We start from the raw sequence: 20,169 nt of genomic DNA, 5'->3' as shown, positions 1-20,169 counted from the left end.
CGGCACGATCTGCCGGCACGAAGAGAGGTCACGTGTGACTGTTCACGACCAGGATCCCTACTCGCAGAACGCCGCCGACAGCGACCCGGAAGAGACTTCCGAGTGGCAGGAATCCCTGCAGCAGCTCGTCGACGCGAAGGGCCACGGCCGCGGACGCGAGGTGATGCTCAGCCTTCTGAAGAAGTCGCATGATCTGCACCTCGGCGTCCCGATGGTGCCGACGACGGACTACATCAACACCATCGCGCCCGAGAACGAGCCCGAGTTTCCCGGTGACGAAGAGATCGAGCGCCGCTACCGCGCCTGGATCCGCTGGAACGCCGCCGTTACCGTGCACCGCGCTCAGCGCCCCGGCATCGGCGTTGGCGGGCACATCTCCACTTACGCCTCGTCGGCCGCGCTCTACGAAGTCGGGTTCAACCACTTCTTCCGCGGCCACGACCACCCCTCAGGCGGAGACCAGATCTTCATCCAGGGTCATGCCTCGCCCGGCACCTACGCGCGCGCCTTCCTCGAGGGCCGCCTGACCGAGGCCCAGCTCGACGGCTTCCGCCAGGAGAAGTCCGCGGCGCCCAACGGCATCCCGTCGTACCCGCACCCGCGCCTGATGCCGGAGTTCTGGCAGTTCCCGACCGTGTCGATGGGTCTCGGACCGATCAACGCGATCTACCAGGCGATGACGAACAAGTACCTGACCAACCGCGGCATCAAGGATGTCTCGGACGGGCATGTCTGGGCGTTCCTTGGCGACGGCGAAATGGACGAGGTCGAAAGCCGCGGACAGCTGCAGGTCGCGGCGAACGAGGGCCTCGACAACCTGACCTTCGTCATCAACGCCAACCTCCAGCGCCTCGACGGCCCGGTGCGCGGTAACGGCAAGATCATCCAGGAGCTCGAGAGCTTCTTCCGCGGCGCCGGCTGGAACGTCATCAAGGTCGTTTGGGGTCGCGAGTGGGACGACCTGCTCTCACGCGACACGGATGGCGCGCTGCTCAACCTGATGAACGTCACCCCCGACGGTGACTACCAGACCTACAAGACCGAGAACGGTGCGTACGTTCGCGAGAACTTCTTCGGTCGCGACGAGCGCGCGCTCGCGTTGGTCAAGGACTACTCCGACGAGAAGATCTGGGGCCTCAAGCGCGGCGGACACGACTACCGCAAGGTCTACGCCGCGTACAAGGCGGCCGTGGAGCACAAGGGTCAGCCCACCGTCATCATCGCCAAGACGATCAAGGGCTACGGCCTCGGCAAGCACTTCGAGGGGCGGAACGCTACGCACCAGATGAAGAAGATGACGCTCGAGGACCTCAAGCACTTCCGCGACGAGATGCACATTCCGATCTCGGACGGCCAGCTCGAAGAGAACCCCTACCTGCCCCCGTACTACAACCCGGGCGCCCAGGACGAGACGATCCAGTACCTGCTCGAGCGTCGCCGCGACCTCGGCGGATTCCTGCCCGAGCGACGCACGACCCACGTCGGCCTCACGCTGCCGGACGACTCGGCGTACACGATGCCCAAGAAGGGTTCGGGCACGCAAGAAGTCGCCACGACCATGGCCTTCGTCCGTCTGCTGAAGGACCTGTTGCGCTCGAAGGACTTCGGCCACCGCATCGTGCCGATCATCCCCGACGAGGCGCGCACGTTCGGCATGGACGCGTTCTTCCCGACCGCGAAGATCTACAACCCGAACGGCCAGCACTACACGTCGGTCGACCGCGAGCTGCTCCTGGCCTACAAGGAGAGCCCGCAGGGACAGATCCTGCACGTCGGCATCAACGAGGCCGGCGCGCTCGCGGCGTTCACGGGTGTCGGCACGTCGTACTCGACCCACGGCGAGCCGCTTATCCCGGTCTACGTCTTCTACTCGATGTTCGGCTTCCAGCGCACGGGCGACGCCCAGTGGGCGGCGGGCGACCAGATGGCCCGCGGATTCGTCGTCGGCGCCACCGCCGGACGCACCACGCTGACCGGTGAGGGCCTGCAGCACGCCGACGGACACTCGCACCTGCTCGCCTCGACGAACCCCGCGACGGTTTCGTACGACCCTGCCTACGGCTACGAGATCGCGCACATCGTGCGCGCGGGCATCGAGCGCATGTACGGCGGTCAGCACCCCGACCCGAACGTCATGTACTACCTGACGGTCTACAACGAGCCCATCGTGCAGCCCGCTGAGCCCGAGGGTGTCGACGTGGATGGGATCGTCCGAGGCATCCACCGCATCTCGACCGGTGAGGGCGACGGCGCACGCGCGCAGCTGCTCGCGTCGGGCGTCGGTGTGCCGTGGGCCAAGGAAGCTCAGCAGTTGCTGCGCGACGACTGGGGTGTGGCGGCGGATGTCTGGTCCGTCACGTCGTGGACCGAGCTGCGCCGCGACGGCCTGGCCGCCGACGAGCACAACTTCCTGCACCCGGAAGAAGAACCGAAGACGGCCTACATCACCGAGAAGCTCGCCGGGGCACCCGGCCCCGTCATCGCCGTGAGCGACTTCATGCACGCCGTTCAGGACCAGATCCGGCCCTGGGTGCAGCATGACTTCTACACGCTCGGCGCCGACGGCTTCGGCTTCTCGGACACGCGTGCCGCTGCTCGACGCTTCTTCAAGATCGACGGTCCCTCGATCGTCGTGCGAGCGCTGCAGGCACTCGCGCAGCAGGGCGCCGTCGACCGGTCGCTCGTCGCCCAGGCGATCGAGAAGTACCGCCTGTTCGACGTGACCGCCGGAACGAGCGGGAACGCCGGCGGCGAGAGCTGACCGGCGTGCCGGGGACCACGGGCGCCGACGAGGAAGCGGCGATCGCCAAGACGGTGGCCGACGAGAAGGCGGCGACCCTCACCTGGCTGCGGCGCATCTCCGGCGACCTCGCCACGGCGACGCTGAACCGGCTGGAGGACACGCTGCCCTGGTATCGCGAGATGCCGCCGGGGCGGCGGTCCGCGGTCGGCCTCGTGGCTCAGGCGGGCATCACCTCTTTCATCCAGTGGTACGAAGACCCTGAGTCGACCCCGTGGATCGCGGCGGACATCTTCGCCGCGGCCCCGCGCGAGTTGCTGCGGAGCGTCAGCCTGCAGCAGACCCTGCAGCTCATCCGCGTGACGGTCGAGGTCACGGAAGAACGCGTCACCGGCCGGGGCGGAAGCATCCGCGAGGCGATCCTGAAGTATTCGCGCGATGTCGCCTTCGCGGCAGCGGATGTCTACGCCCGGGCGGCCGAAGCGCGCGGGTTGTGGGACGCGCGGCTGGAGGCGCTCGTCGTCGACTCGATCCTGACCGGCGAGGCCGATGCCGAGCTGCCCAGCCGCATCGCAGCCCTCGGCTGGCACGGTCACGGCGAAGTCTGCGTGCTCGTCGGCACGACACCCTCGCAGTTCGACGTCGACCACCTGCGCCGTATCGCCCGCAAGCTGGGCGTCGACGTGCTGATCGGCGTGCAGGGTTCGCGGCTCGTTTTGGTCATGGGCCGCTCGGACTCGGTCGCCCGCGGTGAAGAGCCGGCGCCCGACCTGCCGTTTCCCGAGATCGCGACGCGTCTCGAGCCCGGGTTCGGTCCGGGACACCTCGTCCTGGGCCCGGCCGTGCCGGCGCTCGTCGATGCCAGCGCGAGCGCCCGCGCGGCTCTCGCGGGCTTCGCCGTGGCTCGTGCGTGGCGGAACGCTCCTCGACCCGTCGAGGCCGATGATCTGCTGCCCGAGCGCGCCCTTGCCGGCGATGCGCTCGCGAAGCAAACGCTGGTCGAGCGGATCTATCGGCCCCTGCAGGCGCACTCCCCCGATCTCGTCACGACCCTCTGGAGCTACCTCGACAACGGACGCTCACTCGAGGCGACGGCGCGTGAGCTCTTCGTGCACCCCAACACCGTCCGCTACCGCCTCAAGCGGGTCAGCGAGGTCATCGGCTGGGACGCCACGGGCGCCCGCGAAGCGCTGATCCTGCAGTCGGCCCTGATTCTGGGTCAGATCGCGGCGACCGACACGCGCAGACGCCCTCAGGTGTCAGCCACGCACAAACGTTCCGCGGTTTCTTCGTAGGACCACGCCAAGACCGACCTGGGTCTAGTTGACAGACTGGGTGAGTGATCGTCGTAGCCTGCCCGGGTCAGGGCTCTCAAACTCCTGGATTCCTCTCCCCGTGGCTGGACCTCGATGGCGCGCGAGATTTGCTGGCCGCATTCTCGGACGCCGCTGAGGTCGACCTGATCCGCCACGGCACCGAATCCGATGCCGACACCATCCGCGACACCCGCATCGCGCAGCCGTTGATCGTCGCCGCCAGCTTGCTGGCATGGTCTGCGCTCGAGCAGCGCACACCGTCCGCACCGGCCGGAACCGCGGGCCACTCGGTCGGTGAGATCGCCGCGCTCGTGATCGCCGGTGTCATCTCGGCTCACGACGGCATGAACCTCGTCGGTATTCGCGGACGCGCGATGGCGGATGCTGCGGCCCTCGAGCCGACCGGCATGAGCGCCGTCGTCGGCGGTGACGAGGCGGCCGTGCTCACCCGTCTGGAAGAACTCGCGCTGACTCCCGCCAACTTCAACGGCGGTGGCCAGATCGTCGCCGCCGGGGCGCCCGCTGCACTGGAGGCATTGGCCGTCGACGCTCCCCGTGGCGCACGCGTCATCCCTCTCCAAGTCGCCGGGGCATTCCACACGTCGTATATGGCACCGGCGGTCGAACGGCTGCGTGCCGCCGCCGACACGGTCGAGGCGAGCAATCCGAAACTCGCCCTCTGGACCAACCACGACGGCTCGGTCGTCATCTCCGGTACCACGGCCATCAACCTGCTCGTCGGCCAGGTGGCCTCGCCCGTCCGGTGGGACCTCTGCATGGCCGGATTCGCCGACGCGGGAATCACGGGCCTCATCGAACTGGCCCCCGCCGGTACACTGACCGGGCTCGCCAAGCGCGGGCTCCGCGGCATCCCGTCGGTGGCGGTCAAGACCCCCGACGACCTCGATGCGGCCGTGGAACTGCTCTCGAAGGACAACGCATGATCTCGCCCGCACCGCTGACTCAGACCACGGGTGTAGCCCACACGCGCATCTACGCGTACGGTGCCGCCCGCGGCGAACTGCTCGTCGACAACGACGCCCTCGTCGGGCCGATCGACTCGAGCGACGAGTGGATCCGCCAGCGCACCGGCATCATCACGCGCACGCGCGCCGAAGCCGGCACGAGCGCCCTCGACCTCGCGACGGACGCGGCCGCCGAGGCGATCGCCTCCTCCGGCGTCGCTCCCGAAGACATCGACCTCGTGATCGTCGCCACGATCAGCAACCCCCGGCAGACGCCATCGATCTCGGCCGTCGTCGCCGACCGCGTCGGCGCGAACCCTGCGGCCGCCTACGACCTCAACGCGGCCTGCGCAGGTTTTTCGTACGGCGTCGCACAGGCGGATGCGTCGATCCGGGCGGGCATCGCCCGCTACGCCGTCGTCATCGGGGCCGAAAAGCTCAGCGATGTCGTCGACCCCACCGATCGCAGCATCTCGTTCCTGCTCGGTGACGGAGCCGGCGCGGTCGTCGTCGGCCCGAGTGACACCCCCGGCATCGGACCCACCATCTGGGGATCGGATGGCTCCAAGGCCGACGCCGTCGGCATGGACCACACCCTGATCGAGTTCCGCGACGGACTCGCGGCCTGGCCCACGCTTCGCCAGGAGGGCCCGACGGTCTTCCGCTGGGCCGTGTGGGAGATGGTGAAGGTCGCGCGTCAGGCACTCGAAGCAGCCGGGGTCGAAGCATCCGATCTGTCCGCGTTCGTACCGCACCAGGCGAACATGCGCATCATCGACGAGTTCGCCAAGCAACTGAAGCTGCCCGAGACCGTTGTGATCGGCCGCGATATCGAGACCACGGGCAACACCTCGGCGGCATCCATCCCCCTCGCTACGCACCGCCTGCTGCAGGAGCACCCCGAGATCAGCGGCGGACTCGCCCTGCAGATCGGCTTCGGCGCGGGCCTCGTGTTCGGCGCGCAGGTCGTGGTGCTGCCGTGACCGGGCGGATCGCCGCCCTAGACTGATTCGCGGTCGCCGACACGACTCCAGACCCCCATCTAGATCCAGAACCAAGGAGACACCATGGCCTTTTCCACCGATGAGGTGCTTGCCGGGCTCGCTGAGCTCATCACCGACGAGACCGGCATCTCGGCCGACGACGTCGCCCTCGAGAAGTCCTTCACCGACGACCTCGACATCGACTCGATCTCGATGATGACGATCGTCGTCAACGCAGAAGAGAAGTTCGGCGTCACCATCCCCGACGACGAGGTCAAGAACCTCAAGACCGTCGGCGACGCCGTGACGTTCATCACGTCGAACCAGTCCTGATCCACCCTCTCGGGGGCCTGTGGGCCCCCGAGAGCGACAGCAACGCCTGAGGATTCGTGTCATGACCACCAAGCGCATCGTCGTCACCGGGATCGGTGCCTCTTCACCGCTCGGCGGCACCGCCCCCGACAGCTGGAACGCACTTCTCGCCGGAGTGTCCGGCGCTCGCACACTCGAGCACGAGTGGGTTGCGAAGTACGAGCTACCCGTCACGTTCGCCGCCGAGGCCATCGTGCGCCCCGAAGAGGTTCTACCGCGACCGACCGCGAAGCGGCTCGACCCGGCCTCGCAGTTCGCCCTCGTCGCCGCCATGGAGGCCTGGGACGACGCCGGAGCACCCGAGGTCGACCCCGAACGCCTGGGTGTCGACTTCGCCACCGGTATCGGCGGCGTGTGGACACTCCTCGACGCATGGGACACCCTGCGCGAGAAGGGACCCCGTCGCGTCATGCCGATGACGGTGCCGATGCTCATGCCCAACGCCGCGGCCGGCAACCTGTCGCTCCACTTCGGTGCTCGCGCTTTCGCCCGCACCGTCGCCAGCGCATGTGCCTCGAGCACCGAGTCGATCGTCAACGCCGTCGAACACCTGCAGGACGGCCTCGCAGACGTCGTCATCGCGGGTGGCACCGAGTCGGCCATCCACCCCATCACCGTCGCGTCTTTCGCGTCGATGCAGGCGCTCTCACGCCGCAACGACGACCCGGCGACCGCCTCACGTCCGGGCAGCATCGACCGCGACGGCTTCGTCATGGGCGAGGGCGCCGGTGCGCTGATCCTCGAGACCGAAGAGCACGCCAAGGCGCGCGGCGCGAAGATCTACGCGTACGTCGTCGGCGGCGGAGTCACGGCGGACTCGTACCACATCACGGCCAACGACCCCGAGGGCCGCGGTGCCGCTCGAGCGGTCACGATGGCGCTCGAGATGGCCGGCGCATCCCCGGATGACGTCACCCACATCAACGCGCACGCCACCTCCACCCCCGTCGGTGACCCGAACGAGTATCAGGCCCTCAAGGCCGTGTTCGGGCCGCGCGTGGACGAGATCCCCGTCTCGGCAACCAAGGCATCCACGGGCCACCTACTGGGTGGCACGGGAGCGCTCGAGGCCATCTTCACGGTGCTCGCGATCGGTCAGCGCCAGGCGCCGCCGACGATCAACCTCACGACACAGGACCCCGAAGTGCCGTTCCGGATCTCGGGCGCACCTCAGGACCTCGGCGCGGGCGACCAGCTGGCGATCAGCAACTCGTTCGGCTTCGGCGGGCACAACGCCGTGGTGGCGTTCTCGACGAACTGACCGGGCTGCTTCCGCACCCGGAGCTTCGGGCTCGCACCCTGAGCCTGTCGAAGGGCGCACAACAGGTCACTTCGACAAGCTCAGTGACCCAGGGGGATTCCACATCCTGACCCAGCCAACAGGCCGCGCGAGCGCGGACGATGGGTTCGGTCCGAGTGTGGGGATGTCTGGATTGTAGAGGCGCCGCTAGCCGACCTTGTGGAGCCACACCACGGGAGCCTGGTCGCTCGCGTGACGGAAGATCTCGAGTTCGTCGTCCCAGGCCTGTCCAAGCGCGACGCCCAGTTCCCGCTGAAGTTCACGGGCGTCACCCGCAGCGATCTCCATGGCGTATCGAATGCGATCTTCACCGATCACGACGTTGCCGGCCGCGTCGGTCTGTGCGTAATGGATACCGAGGTCGGGGGTGTGCAACCAGCGACCTCCGTCCGAGCGCGGAGTGGGGTCTTCGGTCACCTCGAAGCGGAGGTGCTCCCACCCGTGCATCGCGGACGAGAGCGCCGCGCCGGTTCCGACGGGCCCTTCCCAGTAGAACTCGGCGCGACGGGCGCCAGGAAGTACCGGCTGCTCGTCCCACTCGAAATTCACGGCACGGCCGAGCGCACGCCCGACAGCCCATTCCAGGTGCGGGCACAGCGCCCGCGGCGCGGAGTGGACATAGATCACTCCGCGCGCCGATGATGTCGCCATTTCCACTTCCGTTTCTTCAGGTACGTCTTCCCCTACGACCTGTGACACGTGTGTCGGCGACTGCTGTTCGGTTGTGGGCCCATTATTGCCCATCGCATAACGGAATCACAACACTGTGATTCCCCGGCGCGCCGCGGGAGCGTCTTCGCCCGCGCGTGCCTGTGCCCGGATAGCGAACACCCCGGAGGTGCCGTGGGGCCGAACGAGATGCGTGTGGCGAATCTCGGCCTTTGCAGGTGCATCGTTCCTCCCGCGTGTACGCGTTTAGGCTGAACATCGTGTCTGCCGTTTCCGTCATCATCCCGTGGCGCGCTGCGCCCTCGCGCGTAACCGCTTTCGAGGCCGTCACCAGTTGGTATGCCCGCGAGTTCCCGGAGTTCACGGTTCGCACGATCGACACCGAAGACGACGTCTTCGTCCTCGCGGCGTGCCGAAATCGGGGCATCGCCGGCGAGAACCCCGATGACGTGGTCATCATCAACGACGCAGACACCGTGCCGGAGGCCGATGCTCTGCGGGCTGCGGTCGACGCCGCAGGGACGAGCGGCCTCGTACACCTGCCTTACACCGCATATCACTGGCTCGGCGCGACCGGCACAGCACAGTATCTCGCGGGTCTGGATCCAGAACAGTGCGAGTTCGAGCTCGTCCGCGGCGCGTGCTCGGGCGTGTACGTCACGACCCCGCGGACGTGGGAACGACACGGGGGTCAGGACGAGCGCTTCCGCGGGTGGGGCTACGAGGATGCCGCGTGGAACCTCGCCCACCAGACCCTCCTCGGCAGCCCACCCCAACGCCACGAGGGTCGCGTCTATGCGCTCCACCACGTTGCCGAGACTCGAGCCGGCGCACACTTCGACGCGAACGCCGCGTTGATGGAACGCTACCGGGGTGCGGCCGGTGACCCCGGAGCGATGCGCTCGCTCGTGGGCGAGCGCGTTCCCACGAGCGCCTCGTAGGCAACCTCCGGGCCCGGCCGAGCGGTCTGGCCATCGGCTATCCGGCGCAACAGGCCCCGGTCGACGTCAGATTCTTCCGCCCCGTCCCCGCCCAGCAGTGCGCGCAGCGCATCGGCCAGTTCCTCGACGCTCGCGGCGTTCGGGTCGAGCGCCACACCGACCCGTGCACGCTCGATGGTCGCGGCGCCGGCGAACTGATCTGTCGAGAAGGGCAGGACGAGGATCGGCACCCCACTGCCGAGCGCCTCGGTGACCGAGTTGTTGCCCCCGTGGTTCACCGCCACTGCCGCGCCTTTCAGCAGCCGCACCTGCGGCAGATGAGGGCGCACGAGCCATCCGTCCGGCACGTCGCCCACAGCCTCGGGCGCGGTCGCGCCCGTCGCGATCGCGGCGCGCACGCCGAGCCTGCGGAGCGCCTCCGCAACGCGTGCCAGCACGTCGTCCCGCACGGAGAGAAAACTCCCGAAGCTCACGTAGACATAGGGTTCGTCGCGATCGATCCAGTCCAGGATGTCGAGGGCAACGTCTTCTTCACGGCGCGTCGACCCGAGAAAAGCGTGCAGCGGCAGCATCCGTCCCTCGATCGCGGCCAGTTCGGCCGGATAGTTGTACAGGACGGTGCCGCCGTGGGTCGCGAAGGCGTCGTCGACGTCGACAGCCGCACCGGCCAGCTCGCGGGCCGCACGATTCCACTCCCCCGTGAAGCCTGCGGCCACCCGGTCGCAGAGTTCGCGCAACTCCGCCAGATCGGTTGCGGAGGGAGCGAAAGCGCGGGGCCAGAACGGCGGGTATCCGTAGACCTCACCAGCGACGGGAAGGGCGCTCGGATGCCCCAGCACGACATCGCCGTAGGGCACACCCGCGGTCTGCAACGCCATACGGGCGCTAAAGGCCAGATGATCGACGATGATCGCGTCGGGACGGACCTGGTCGACGATCTCGAGTACGCGCCGACCGCGCCCGACGGGGTCCCACATCAAGTCCGTGAGCCGCTCCTGCGCCTGATAGCGCAGGGTCTGCGTCATGCCTCGACGCGTTGCGTCGAAGAACCCCCGCAGCGAAGCGCCCTCGTCGCGCGGCTGCTCCTCAGCACGGATCACCCCGGGGTTCGAGCCCCGGCCCAGGGTCAGATCGATCCGCTGCAACCCGAAGTCCGCGACGATCCCCGTCGTCGACGGGCCCGTCGCGACAACGACCCGCTCCCCCGCGTCGCGCCACCGCGTCGCCAGCGTGGCGAGCGGAAGGAGGTGCGAGGCGTAGTCCGGGCTGATGACGAGCAGCGTCACCCGAGGACCCCCGCGGCACGGATCAGCTCGGCCTCTTCGCGCGCGACGCCGCCGTAGACCGGCCCGAGCGCCGAAGCCATGGCCTGGATGGTGAAGCGGTCGCGCACCATGTCGTGCGACCGCGCTGAGCGGGACTCGTCTCGCTCAGCGGCGAGGTCGAGGGCTTCCGCGATCGCCTCGGCGAGGCTGTCGACGTCCCACGTCTGCGTCAGCACGCCGGTGTCACCCCGAGTCACGTAGGTCGCGGGGCCGCCACCGTCAGGAGCGACGACGGTCAAGCCGGTCGCCATCGCCTCGAGCAGGGCGATGCCGAACTCTTCCTTCACGCTCGCGCACACGTAGACGCCGCCGTCGGAGGCGAGGCCAGGCATTCCGAAGCGCACGGCGGCAAGCCAGCGGGCAGCGACGTCGTTGGAGCGGTGCCCGGCAAGAACGAGACCGCGCGCGGCGCGCTCATGATCCGGAACGATCTGAGCGATCCGCTCGATCTGCTCGCGCTCGTCGAGAGAGGGGCGTTCGAGGTCACCGCCGATGATGAGCAGGTTCGCACGGGCGGCCAGCGGACCCTGGTCCCACGCCTCGACGAGGGTCGCCATGCCCTTCACCCGGTGCAGGCGTCCCACGCTGACCAATAACGGGAGCCCGCGACGATCGGCCGGAAGCTCTTCGAGCAGAGTGCGCAGCGACTCGAGCTCGGGCGGGCAGTCCGAAGCTTCGCACGATCGCACCTCAGCAACGGCAGGTTCGACGACGTCCAGGTCCACACCCTCAGCGACGATCGTGTGGCGCTCGGGATGTGATGCGATATCGATGCCCACGAGCTGGCGCATGTCTTCTTCGAGCTGCGGCCGCGGGAACAGCACGGTGTGTGCCGCGTTCGACGCCAGGCTCTGGACCAGGCGCGCCCGGAACCAGAAGTGCTCGCGCATGTCGATCTCGCCGAAGTCCGAGCGGTGCAGCGCGCCCGAGAGGTCCATCGACTGGATGACCGCGTGCGGGTCGGGGGCGACCGTGAACACGACGGGGATGCCGAGCTCGCGCGCGACATCCGCGGCCGCGAGACTGCCCACATCCGCCATCCGCAGGTGCAGCACGTCGATGCGGCCCGCGGCGCGCAGGATGCGTCGGATGCCACGGCGCGCGGGCACGCGCAGCGACCACGCCGCGGCCGAGGGCACGGGCTGTTCGGCCAGGGGAACCCGTCCGTAGACGTGGCCGTCGCGGTCCATGCCGATGACCCCGAGATCGATCACGGCACGCTCCCGGGGGCCACGCGACAGGGTGACGACACGTTGGACGCCCGTCGAGGGATCCGCGACGAGGGCATCACCCAGGCGCACGAGCAGCGTCGCGATGCCACCGTTGTCGCCGACACCCGCCGAGGTGAGCGACGGGTCGATGTCGGCGTGCAGGAAAAGCTGTGCCACGGTCAGCGGACCGGGTGCCGGTGCGGACCCGTTTCGGACAGGTCCGACCGCCGTGCGCGCGGCGGCCAGGTCGACGAGGGCGAGGCGCGCGGCATCGGCCAGCTCGTCCTCTCCATCGGCCAGACCATCGAGCAGCGACGCGGCCTCAGGCGAGTGGGCGCGTTGGCCGAGCGCCGCCACAGCCGCGATCCGCACCGTGCGCGCCTCGTGCGCGTCGCTGGCGCATCGGAGAAGCGTCCGTGCGGCGATGGGTGCCCGCACAAGGCCGAGAGTCTCGACGAGGCGCGTGCGGGACGGCGCATCCTGAATCCCCAGCAGAGCCGACTCGATCGCCACCGCGAGCGATTCGCCGATCGTGATCGACCAGTTCTCGAGCGTCCGCTGCGCGAGCATGCCCGAAAAGCCCCCCGCCGCGACGATCCCGAGCAAACGCCCGATCGCGTCGAAGCGCGGCAGACCCGCACCGAGCGCCCACGCGGCGTGTTCGCGGACGAAACCGCGCTCGTCCGACAGCAGACCGCTGAGGGCCCGTGCCGCCTGCTCGTCGTACATCTCAGCCAGGGCGTGCACGGCCGTGATCGCCGCGACATCGTCATCGCTCGCGAGGGCCTTCGCCAGCAGACGAAGCGTGCGTACCCCCGGGTCGCGGCCGGCCTCGAACGCGACATCGTCTGCAAGCCGGATGGCGTCCACGATTCCCGGCGCGGCATACACCGCGTCCATGGCCGTCTGGATGCCCATCGTCGTCTCCTTCGCGCGCGCGAACGTCCGTCCGAACCCCGCCGCATGCCGATCGTAGCCCCCGTCGGTGACATCGCGTTCGGTTGGCATTGCGTGACCCGGGAGGCTAGGCTCCGGTGCTCGTCCGGCTTCTCTCCATCGGCGATATCGGCGTGTCAGACGGCATGATGCACATCGGGGACGAGGCGATGTTCGAGGCTCTCCGCGACGAGATGCGTGCTCGCGGTGTCGAGCTCGTCGCGGTGTCCGCCGAGCCCGGCGAATCGGCCGAGCGCTACGGGGTCGAGGCGGTCCCCCGCATCGGATTCACGGGACTCTCACGCGACGATGCGGACGACCGGATGCGCGAGGTCGTGGCTGCGGCGAGGCATCCGTCGTCCCTCGGGACGGACGACCCCGCCCGGGCCGTCATCGAGGCGATGGCGCACACCGACGGGGTTGTCGTCGCGGGTGGCGGCAACCTCGCCTCGCGCTGGCCGGTGCACATCTACGACCGGGTGACCCTCGCCGCGATCGCCGGCGAACTCGGGCGGCCCGTGGTCGTCACCGGCCAGACATTCGGTCCGGACCTCGTCGCGCACGACCGGACGCTGCTAGCTCGCGCCCTGCAGAACGCTCGCCTCGTCGGGGTGCGGGAGACGACCTCACTCGCTCTGGCGCGGGAACTCGGCGTCGAGGCGCGCCTCGGTGTCGACGATGCGTCGTTCCTGGGCGACCGCGATCCGCGAGCGAACGCAGACGCGGATGCCTCGGCCCCGCGATCCGGAGTGCTCGTCAGTCTCTCGCTCAGCCTCGGCGGCGCCCCGCGTGACGAGACCGTCGCCCACATCGCCCGGCTGGTCGATCGGGCGGCCGAGCTGACCGGCGAGCAGGTCGCGTTCCACGCGCATTTCGGCCCGCTGGACGCCGCGTCTCCCGCTCGCGGGGACGCCGCCCTGCACGATGAGGTGCGGACCCGGATGACCGCTCCGTCGCGGGTGATCCCCACCGGCGACCCGCGCGCCGCGGCCCGGCTCGCACGATCCTCGGCGCTGCTGATCACCGGCCGGTACCACCCCGCCGTTTTCGCCGCTCCGGCGGGCGTGCCGATCGTCGGACTCGTCGCCGACGACTACACCCGCATCAAGCAGCTCGGCGTCCTGGGGCACTGGGGTCAGGACGGCGTCGCTCCACTCTCTGACGCTGATGGCGCCGGCGCCGCGGTGCTCGACCGGGTCTGGTCGGCGCGCCGACAGATCGTCGCTGGCGCGGCCGAACGCGAACCCCGCAACCGCGCCGAGGCGGCGCTGTGGTGGGACTCCGTCGCGCGAGTCTGACGTCCCGCAGCAGTCTTCCCCGCGTTCCGGCTCACTGCTCCGACCGGGAGCCCTCTTCCCAGAGTCGGGTGCTCGCCTCTAACACGGCGGCGGACCGGATGCGCTGCCAGTTCTTTCCCCCGCGGGCGAAGGTGGCGCGCACACCGGCGGGAACGCGGTGTTCAGCGACGGGAGCGGTTAGCCACCGGCACGGGCGCACTTGGATGAGGTCGACCTCGGCAGCCGCCGAGCGCGCGTCGTAGTACCACGCGCCATGCAGGCGCCCGAGCCACAGAAGACCGTCCAGATCGATCGTCCACACGAACGCGCCGTCCGGGGCGTTCGCGAACCGCGCGAGACGTGCGGCGAGTCGATCGTCACCGGTCGCCGAGATCCGCCGTACGGCGTCCGCGAGCGTGGCAGGCGGAGGATCGAGGCGGACCCCACCGAGGCCGCACACCCCGTGCGTGAGCGCCCGCTCCACCGCGGCACCCTCGACGGCGTCCGAGCGCCGCGAGCGCATCGGTGCACGGAAGACCGCTGCCTCTTCGTCCGCGCTCATGCTCCTCCGCGTCGGCACGCGTCACTCGGATGTTCGGAGTAGGGCGGGTGGGACTTGAACCCACGATCGTCGGGTTATGAGCCCGCTGCCTTGACCAGCTTGGCCACCGCCCCGTAAGGAAAAGCCTAGCGTCCGTCAGACGAGAGGATCGGGACCCGCGCCATCGTCCATCGCGGGTCGCGTCGAACCTCCGCTGGATGCCGATCCCCCGCGGAGGATCGGGAACTCCTGACTGTGCGACAGAACCTGCGGATGGAAGCGCGCCAGGGTGATGACACCCCACACCGCGATGGCCCCCGCGATGGCGAAACCGATCAGCGCCCACAGCGGCGCCGCGCCGCCCTCGCCGAGAACGAGCAGGCCGATCAGCACCGCGACCATGGGGTCGATGACCGTGAGGCCCGCGATCACCAGGTCGGGCGGGCCCGACGAGTAGGCGGTCTGAACGAAGTAGGCGCCGAGACCGGCCGCCGCAAGCAGCGCGATCAGGCAGAGGAGCGTCAGCCACTCGAATTCGCCGGCCTGAATCCGCTTGATGACGACCTTTGCGAGCGTTGCGACGAAGCCGTAGACGACACCGGCGCTCAGGATGTAGAACAACGCCCGCATCCGCTTCCGCAGCATGATCCAGAGCGCGATCATGACCACCAGCACGGCGCCGAGCGTCACGAGTACCGTGACGAGTTCGTTCTCGCTGAGCGGCCGCTCGGTCGCGAAGATCGCGGCGATGATCACGAAGATGAAGATGCCGCCGACGCACGCGACGATCGCCATCAGCGATCGCCTCGTCGGCGCGAGGCCGCTCACGCGCGAGTTCAGCAGGGTCGTGACGACGAGCGCGATCGCGCCCAGCGGCTGCACCACGATGAGTGGAGCGACGGTCAGTGCACCCAGTTGGCAGAGAATCGCCATCCCGAGCATCAGCGTGCCGACGACCCAGGAGGGGCGCGAGATCAACCGTGACATCTGCCGCATCGTGAGGCCGCTCGCGCCGTCCTGCCCGCTCAGGCGTTCCACCTTCTCCACACCGCGGTGCTGATACAGGGCGCCGAACGACATGAAAACCGCGCCGGCGAGGGCCAGCGGGATACCCAGGAGCAGGCCTGGATTCTGGAAAGCGCCGACGAGCTGCTCGCCGACTTCTTCAACTGATCCCAGCCACATCACGCATCGACACTAACCGAGGCGGATGCCGATGGCTCGAGGCGCTCCGGTTAGGCTCGAGACGTGGCCGTGCTCCCGATCGTGATCCTGGGTGATCCCGTCCTTCATTCCCCCGCAGCTCGCGTCGGCGTCGTGACCGACGAGATCCGGACTCTGGTGGCCGACATGTACGAGACGATGGACGCCGCACCGGGCGTCGGACTCGCCGCCCCGCAGGTGGGGGTGCCGCTTCGGATCTTCGTGTATTCGTACGAGGACGATGACGGTGCGCCCTGGCGCGGTGTCGTGGTCGACCCGGAGCTCTGGATCACTCCGCCGGAGCCCGGTCATCCCGACCCGGACGACGAGAGCGAAGGATGCCTGTCGTTCCCCGGTGAACGGTTTCCGCTGCGCCGCGCCGACCGCGCCATCGTCACGGGAACGGATCTCGACGGCGCGCCCGTCCGGCTCGAGGTTGATGGCTGGCGTGCGCGCATCCTGCAGCACGAATTCGACCATCTCGACGGGATTCTCTACGTCGACCGCATCGACGACGCCGACGCCAAGACGGCCGCGAAGATCGTACGCAAGAGCGGCTGGGGCGTGCCCGGCCGGTCCTGGATGCCGGGCGTCGACGACCTCGACGCGTAGGCCGAGCCGCGTAGACCGCGCCTCGCGCCCACCGCCGAATCCGCGCGTAGGCTCGAAGGGTGGAAGAGGTACGGATCGAACGGCGCGCGAGCCTGGAAGTGCTCCGTGCCGAGGCATCCGAAGAACTCGGCGTCGTCGTCGAGGAGCGTCTTCGCCACGGCGAGGATCCCTGGGCCTTCATGGAAGAGCTGCCCACCGTCGACGAGCTCGTCGTACACATGCTCCGTGCCGACGCGATCATCGCGGACGGGGGACGGATGCCGACGCACGTCCGCCACTATCGGGTGCTGCGGCAGATCGCACTCGTGCACCCCGCGCTGACCAACACGGTGTGGCGGATGCTCGGCGAAGACCCGCTGGCCCACCGGGGCTCGGGCGACTAAACGACCGGCCGGGGAAGCCGACAGATCACGGTCGTACCCACGCCGACTTCGCTGCGCAGCTCGACGTCCCCGCCGTGGGCCCGGAAGATGTTGCGGACGATGTGCAGACCGAGCCCGAAACCCTGGATCGCCTGGGCCCGGGCCGCGGGTGCCCGGTAGAACGAGTCGAAGGCGCGGGTGAGTTCGGCACGCGACATCCCGGGTCCGGTGTCGGTGATCTGCAACTCAATCGATTCGCCCGCACCCGAAAGGCGCGCGACCACGGGCATGTCATCCTCGCCGAACTTGATCGCGTTGGTCAGCAACTCCCCGATCGCCTGCGAGAGACGACGCGGGTCGACGTCTGCTTCCAGACCCGGGCCGTCTGTTCCGAAGCGCATGACGCGCCCGCGCAGGGCCGGACCGAGGCTGTCGATGCTGTCCTCCACGAGCTGTCCGACGCCCATCCGCACAGGTTGCAGCTCGACGCCGTCGTCGCTTGCCGCAATCAACTCTGCAATGCGCGTCGTCAGTCGTTCCATGCCGCGGCGCACCGTGTCGAGCCGAGCCGCCAGTCGTGGCGGCAGATCGGGGTCCTCTTCGAGCAGATCCAGATATCCGACGGCAGCGGTGAGCGGGGTGCGCAGTTCATGCGACGCGGTGCGCAGGAACTGCTCACGGATTTCGATTGCCTCGGCCAGGTCCGTCACGTCGTGCATCACGATCACGGTTCCGAGCAGCTCGCCCGTGTCTCGCCGCACGGGGCTCGTCGAGGTGATGATCGCGGATTGCCGATGGGCCCCACCGACCCACGCGAAATGCTCTTCCACCGTCTCGCCCGCAAGGCCGCGCGGTATCGGCTGTTCATCGGGAGCAATAGGCGTCACGCGATCGGAACCGTACATGCGTTCACCGCTGTACGGCGGCCTTCCCGGCTTGAATCCGATCGCGGCCGCCACCTTCAGCGCACGATCGTTGGCGATGGACTCGCCATCCTCGGCGACGAACGCGATTCCCGCCTGAACGGTGTCGAGGATGCTTCGCGAGATGACCGAGTTGTCCTGCGCTTCTTCGAGTGCCGCTTGTTGAACCTCAAAAGCATGGATGAGACGTGCGCGGCGCGTTCGCAATTCTTCGGCCGCCAAGTTCGCGAGGACGGCGATTCCGATGACGAGCACAGGCAAAGTCAGAAGGTTCAGCCACTCGAGCCCGGACTGCGGCACCGTCCACGCGACCAAGTAGGGAAACGCGGCGATAAAGATCGTGCCCGCCACCGCGGCGACGACAACCCACTGGGTGAAACCGTACGCCAACCAGAGCACGGGGAAGATCGCCAAGATCTCGACCGAGGGTACGTAGGGCAACAACGACTCGCGGACGAAAGCCACTCCGATGACGTCCGCAATAGCGAGGACGACGAGCCCGGGAGAGGTGATCTTGTGCCACGGGACGAGAAGGCCCACCACACACGAAGCCACGATCACGAGGCCGCCGATGAGGAGGAAAACGTCGCCGCGCACCTCGGGCACCACCAACAGCGAGCTCACGATCACAAACGTCGTGCCGACAAGCAGCGGCAATTGGGCGCGAACGAAGACGACAAACCGTCTTTGGCGGATCGTGCCCCGCTCGAACACAACCATGGTGCGCATGACAATAGACCGATTCGGCACCCGAAGACAGCATTCTGCACCCGCCACGCCGACAGAACGCGTCAGATGAGCAGGTACAGTGCGCCGACGATCGTGAGCGCGATGACGATGCGTTCGAACCACGTTTGGTTGATGCGCCCCGCGATCACGCGGCCGCCGAATGCACCGACCAGCACCGCCGGAACGAGGATCAGATCCATCAACAACGTCCCCGGCGTGATCAATCCCAGCCCGAACATGATGGGCAGCTTGGTCAGATTCACGAGTGCGAAGAACCACGCCGCGGTGCCGAGGAACGCCATCACGCGAAACCCCGACGCGAGAAAGTACATCGACATGACCGGCCCACCGGCGTTCGCGACCATGGTCGTGAACCCACCCAGCGAACCATAAGCCGTCGCCGCGGGCCAGCGCGCTCGATCCACGGCGGGCTCGCCGCGCCGCGCGTAGCGACGCCACAGCGTGACGGCAATGAGGATCAGCAATATGACCCCGATCGTGCGACGCACCCATGAATCGTCGGCGACGACGAGAAAGATCGCGCCGAGTACGAGACCGGCCGCGACGGCCGGGACCAGCCGGCCGAGAGCTCGCCAATCGGCGTGGCGGCGGTACGCCCAGAGCGCGAAGACGTCACCCACGATCAGGAGCACGAGCAGGGTCGCGGTCGACTGCTTCGCCGGCAGGATCGCCGCGAAAATCGCCACGGAGAGGGTACTCGCGCCGGGCAGAGCGGCCTTCGACAATCCGACGATGAGTGCCGCGATCACAAGCAGAACCCAGCCACCCGTAGCCAGTTCTGTCACTGCTCCCCCACTTGGACTCGAACCAAGAACCTATCGGTTAACAGCCGATTGCTCTGCCAATTGAGCTATGGAGGAATGCGCCCGACTCGCGCCAGGCAACCCGACTATCCTAGCAAACCCGAACCGCCCGCAACGACAACCCACGCATCAGGGAGCGACCAGCCACGGGTCGACATCCGCACCGGGCGCCCACGCCAGACGATCGTGTGGTCCCTGCGCCACGGTGTGCCCGTGTTGCAGCACGACGACGTCGGCATCGAGTGCACTCGCAAGCTCTGCATCGTTCGACACGGCCAACGTCGCCATCGAAGAAGCGGTCGCGCGCTGTCGGAGCGCGGCGAGGGCAACCGCCCGCGATGCGACGTCCAGGTTCGCGAGCGGTTCATCTGCGATCAACACACGGGGCTGCAGCACGAGGGCGCGGGCGAGGGCGACGCGCTGCCGCATCCCCGCGCTCAGTTCGTACGGGAATTGCGTGGCGACCTTGAGCGGCAGATGCATCTCATCGAGCATCGATGCGACGACCAGCGCCAGCGCCCGCTCACCGACCTTGCGGTCGCGGCTCGTGATCGGTTCGTTGATGATCTCGCCCGCCGTCGAGCGCGGCGGCAGATCGGCGCCCGCTCGTTGCGGCAGATACCCGGTGTAGTACATCAGCGAACGCTTCGCGCGACCCGGGTGACGAATCGAAACCCCGTCGACGAATGCCTGGCCGCCCACGACCGCGAGATCGTCGGTCCCGCGGGCGGCGAGAGCCACCGCAAGACTCGACTTGCCCGACCCCGTCGAACCCATCACGACCAGCGACCGACCCGGCAAGAGCTCGAAAGAGACACCGTCGACCGCGCGACCTCCGCCCGGACGAGAACCGGACATGTGAGCCAGCGACAGATCCTCCGCAAGGATTGCGAAAGGGATGTCTCGACGCCGGGCCATGCTCTTCATCATGCCCCGGATC

18 protein-coding genes and 2 tRNA genes are annotated in these 20,169 nt (G+C 68.3%); 10 read left to right on the top strand and 10 right to left on the bottom strand.

Annotation, left to right across the window (positions count from 1 at the left end; genetic code table 11):
* The first annotated feature begins 34 nt into the window (after window positions 1-34).
* The 6 genes from aceE (at window position 35) to CGU34_RS02655 (ending at window position 7,637) form a co-directional block, all read left to right on the top strand.
* Window positions 35-2,761 (top strand): pyruvate dehydrogenase (acetyl-transferring), homodimeric type, encoded by a 2,727-nt coding sequence (gene aceE, locus CGU34_RS02680; protein ID WP_036297163.1) that lies wholly within the window; start codon window positions 35-37, stop codon window positions 2,759-2,761.
* Between the two features lie 5 nt (window positions 2,762-2,766).
* Window positions 2,767-4,035 (top strand): PucR family transcriptional regulator, encoded by a 1,269-nt coding sequence (locus CGU34_RS02675; RefSeq protein ID WP_373457222.1) that lies wholly within the window; start codon window positions 2,767-2,769, stop codon window positions 4,033-4,035.
* A gap of 44 nt (window positions 4,036-4,079) precedes the next feature.
* The gene (locus tag CGU34_RS02670; protein ID WP_036297165.1) at window positions 4,080-5,000 is read left to right on the top strand and encodes an ACP S-malonyltransferase; all 921 of its coding nucleotides are present in this window, start codon (window positions 4,080-4,082) and stop codon (window positions 4,998-5,000) included.
* Window positions 4,997-6,004: a beta-ketoacyl-ACP synthase III gene (locus tag CGU34_RS02665; protein WP_036297166.1), complete on the top strand. Its 1,008-nt coding sequence runs from the start codon at window positions 4,997-4,999 to the stop codon at window positions 6,002-6,004. Before CGU34_RS02670 ends, CGU34_RS02665 begins: the two co-directional genes overlap by 4 nt.
* A gap of 84 nt (window positions 6,005-6,088) precedes the next feature.
* The gene (locus CGU34_RS02660; RefSeq protein ID WP_036297167.1) at window positions 6,089-6,337 is read left to right on the top strand and encodes an acyl carrier protein; all 249 of its coding nucleotides are present in this window, start codon (window positions 6,089-6,091) and stop codon (window positions 6,335-6,337) included.
* A gap of 61 nt (window positions 6,338-6,398) precedes the next feature.
* Window positions 6,399-7,637 (top strand): beta-ketoacyl-[acyl-carrier-protein] synthase family protein, encoded by a 1,239-nt coding sequence (locus CGU34_RS02655; RefSeq protein ID WP_036297169.1) that lies wholly within the window; start codon window positions 6,399-6,401, stop codon window positions 7,635-7,637.
* 186 nt (window positions 7,638-7,823) lie between these two features.
* Here CGU34_RS02655 and CGU34_RS02650 read toward each other — a convergent pair whose 3' ends face one another.
* Window positions 7,824-8,327 carry a DUF3145 domain-containing protein gene (locus CGU34_RS02650; RefSeq protein WP_100813162.1) on the bottom strand — a complete coding sequence of 168 codons (504 nt, stop codon included), beginning with the start codon at window positions 8,325-8,327 and terminating at the stop codon, window positions 7,824-7,826.
* 278 nt (window positions 8,328-8,605) lie between these two features.
* On the opposite strand from CGU34_RS02650, the gene CGU34_RS02645 reads away from it, so the two are divergent.
* Complete coding sequence (locus CGU34_RS02645) at window positions 8,606-9,286, top strand: glycosyltransferase family 2 protein (protein WP_100813161.1); 681 nt, start codon at window positions 8,606-8,608, stop codon at window positions 9,284-9,286.
* Here the strand turns inward: CGU34_RS02645 and CGU34_RS02640 are convergent.
* Both CGU34_RS02640 and CGU34_RS02635 read right to left on the bottom strand, forming a co-directional pair.
* Window positions 9,211-10,572, bottom strand: coding sequence for a nucleotide disphospho-sugar-binding domain-containing protein (locus tag CGU34_RS02640; RefSeq protein ID WP_100813160.1), 1,362 nt, complete (start codon window positions 10,570-10,572; stop codon window positions 9,211-9,213). The two genes, CGU34_RS02645 and CGU34_RS02640, sit on opposite strands and share 76 nt — an antisense overlap.
* A complete protein-coding gene (locus CGU34_RS02635) occupies window positions 10,569-12,830 on the bottom strand; it encodes a glycosyltransferase (RefSeq protein ID WP_198517652.1) in 2,262 nt (753 codons plus the stop codon). Before CGU34_RS02635 ends, CGU34_RS02640 begins: the two co-directional genes overlap by 4 nt.
* A gap of 26 nt (window positions 12,831-12,856) precedes the next feature.
* Between CGU34_RS02635 and CGU34_RS02630 the strand changes: the two genes are divergently transcribed.
* Window positions 12,857-14,056: a polysaccharide pyruvyl transferase family protein gene (locus CGU34_RS02630; protein ID WP_100813159.1), complete on the top strand. Its 1,200-nt coding sequence runs from the start codon at window positions 12,857-12,859 to the stop codon at window positions 14,054-14,056.
* Between the two features lie 31 nt (window positions 14,057-14,087).
* On the opposite strand, the gene CGU34_RS02625 is transcribed toward CGU34_RS02630, so the two are convergent.
* The 3 genes from CGU34_RS02625 to CGU34_RS02615 all read right to left on the bottom strand — a co-directional run bounded on the left by CGU34_RS02625 (window position 14,088) and on the right by CGU34_RS02615 (window position 15,761).
* Complete coding sequence (locus CGU34_RS02625) at window positions 14,088-14,597, bottom strand: GAF domain-containing protein (RefSeq protein ID WP_100813158.1); 510 nt, start codon at window positions 14,595-14,597, stop codon at window positions 14,088-14,090.
* 39 nt (window positions 14,598-14,636) lie between these two features.
* Window positions 14,637-14,710 (bottom strand) — tRNA-Ile (locus CGU34_RS02620).
* A 22-nt stretch (window positions 14,711-14,732) separates the two neighbouring features.
* Window positions 14,733-15,761, bottom strand: coding sequence for a DMT family transporter (locus CGU34_RS02615; RefSeq protein ID WP_100813157.1), 1,029 nt, complete (start codon window positions 15,759-15,761; stop codon window positions 14,733-14,735).
* Between the two features lie 63 nt (window positions 15,762-15,824).
* Here CGU34_RS02615 and def point away from each other — a divergent pair, with 63 nt between their 5' ends.
* Window positions 15,825-16,391, top strand: a complete 567-nt coding sequence (def, locus tag CGU34_RS02610) for a peptide deformylase (RefSeq protein WP_100813156.1) — start codon at window positions 15,825-15,827, stop codon at window positions 16,389-16,391.
* 59 nt (window positions 16,392-16,450) lie between these two features.
* Entirely contained in the window at window positions 16,451-16,774 is a 324-nt protein-coding gene (locus CGU34_RS02605; protein WP_100813155.1) for a tryptophan synthase subunit alpha, read from the top strand.
* Here the strand turns inward: CGU34_RS02605 and CGU34_RS02600 are convergent.
* From CGU34_RS02600 to CGU34_RS02585, 4 genes are all read right to left on the bottom strand, one after another.
* Window positions 16,771-18,396 carry a sensor histidine kinase gene (locus CGU34_RS02600; protein WP_198517651.1) on the bottom strand — a complete coding sequence of 542 codons (1,626 nt, stop codon included), beginning with the start codon at window positions 18,394-18,396 and terminating at the stop codon, window positions 16,771-16,773. The genes CGU34_RS02605 and CGU34_RS02600 overlap by 4 nt on opposite strands.
* Window positions 18,397-18,467: 71 nt before the next feature.
* Entirely contained in the window at window positions 18,468-19,211 is a 744-nt protein-coding gene (locus tag CGU34_RS02595) for a sulfite exporter TauE/SafE family protein (RefSeq protein WP_100813153.1), read from the bottom strand.
* Between the two features lie 2 nt (window positions 19,212-19,213).
* Window positions 19,214-19,286: transfer RNA gene (locus CGU34_RS02590), tRNA-Asn, on the bottom strand.
* Window positions 19,287-19,358: 72 nt separating this feature from the next.
* Complete coding sequence (locus CGU34_RS02585) at window positions 19,359-20,159, bottom strand: ATP-binding cassette domain-containing protein (protein ID WP_232711494.1); 801 nt, start codon at window positions 20,157-20,159, stop codon at window positions 19,359-19,361.
* Window positions 20,160-20,169 lie beyond the last annotated feature (10 nt).

It is taken from the genome of Microbacterium lacus (assembly GCF_002812805.1).
GTDB classification, from domain to species: Bacteria; Actinomycetota; Actinomycetes; order Actinomycetales; family Microbacteriaceae; genus Microbacterium; species Microbacterium lacus_A.
Note: the sequence above shows the minus strand (reverse complement) of the source record. Positions and strands in the feature narration are given on the sequence as shown.

Coding starts and splice junctions, on each gene's coding strand:
- CGU34_RS02665 (WP_036297166.1), top strand. CDS start 4,997: ATGATCTCGCCCGCACCGCTGACTCAGACCACGGGTGTAGCCCACACG.
- CGU34_RS02660 (WP_036297167.1), top strand. CDS start 6,089: ATGGCCTTTTCCACCGATGAGGTGCTTGCCGGGCTCGCTGAGCTCATC.
- CGU34_RS02625 (WP_100813158.1), bottom strand. CDS start 14,597: ATGAGCGCGGACGAAGAGGCAGCGGTCTTCCGTGCACCGATGCGCTCG.
- CGU34_RS02655 (WP_036297169.1), top strand. CDS start 6,399: ATGACCACCAAGCGCATCGTCGTCACCGGGATCGGTGCCTCTTCACCG.
- CGU34_RS02650 (WP_100813162.1), bottom strand. CDS start 8,327: ATGGCGACATCATCGGCGCGCGGAGTGATCTATGTCCACTCCGCGCCG.
- CGU34_RS02635 (WP_198517652.1), bottom strand. CDS start 12,830: ATGCCAACCGAACGCGATGTCACCGACGGGGGCTACGATCGGCATGCG.
- CGU34_RS02600 (WP_198517651.1), bottom strand. CDS start 18,396: ATGGTTGTGTTCGAGCGGGGCACGATCCGCCAAAGACGGTTTGTCGTC.
- CGU34_RS02585 (WP_232711494.1), bottom strand. CDS start 20,159: ATGATGAAGAGCATGGCCCGGCGTCGAGACATCCCTTTCGCAATCCTT.
- CGU34_RS02615 (WP_100813157.1), bottom strand. CDS start 15,761: ATGTGGCTGGGATCAGTTGAAGAAGTCGGCGAGCAGCTCGTCGGCGCT.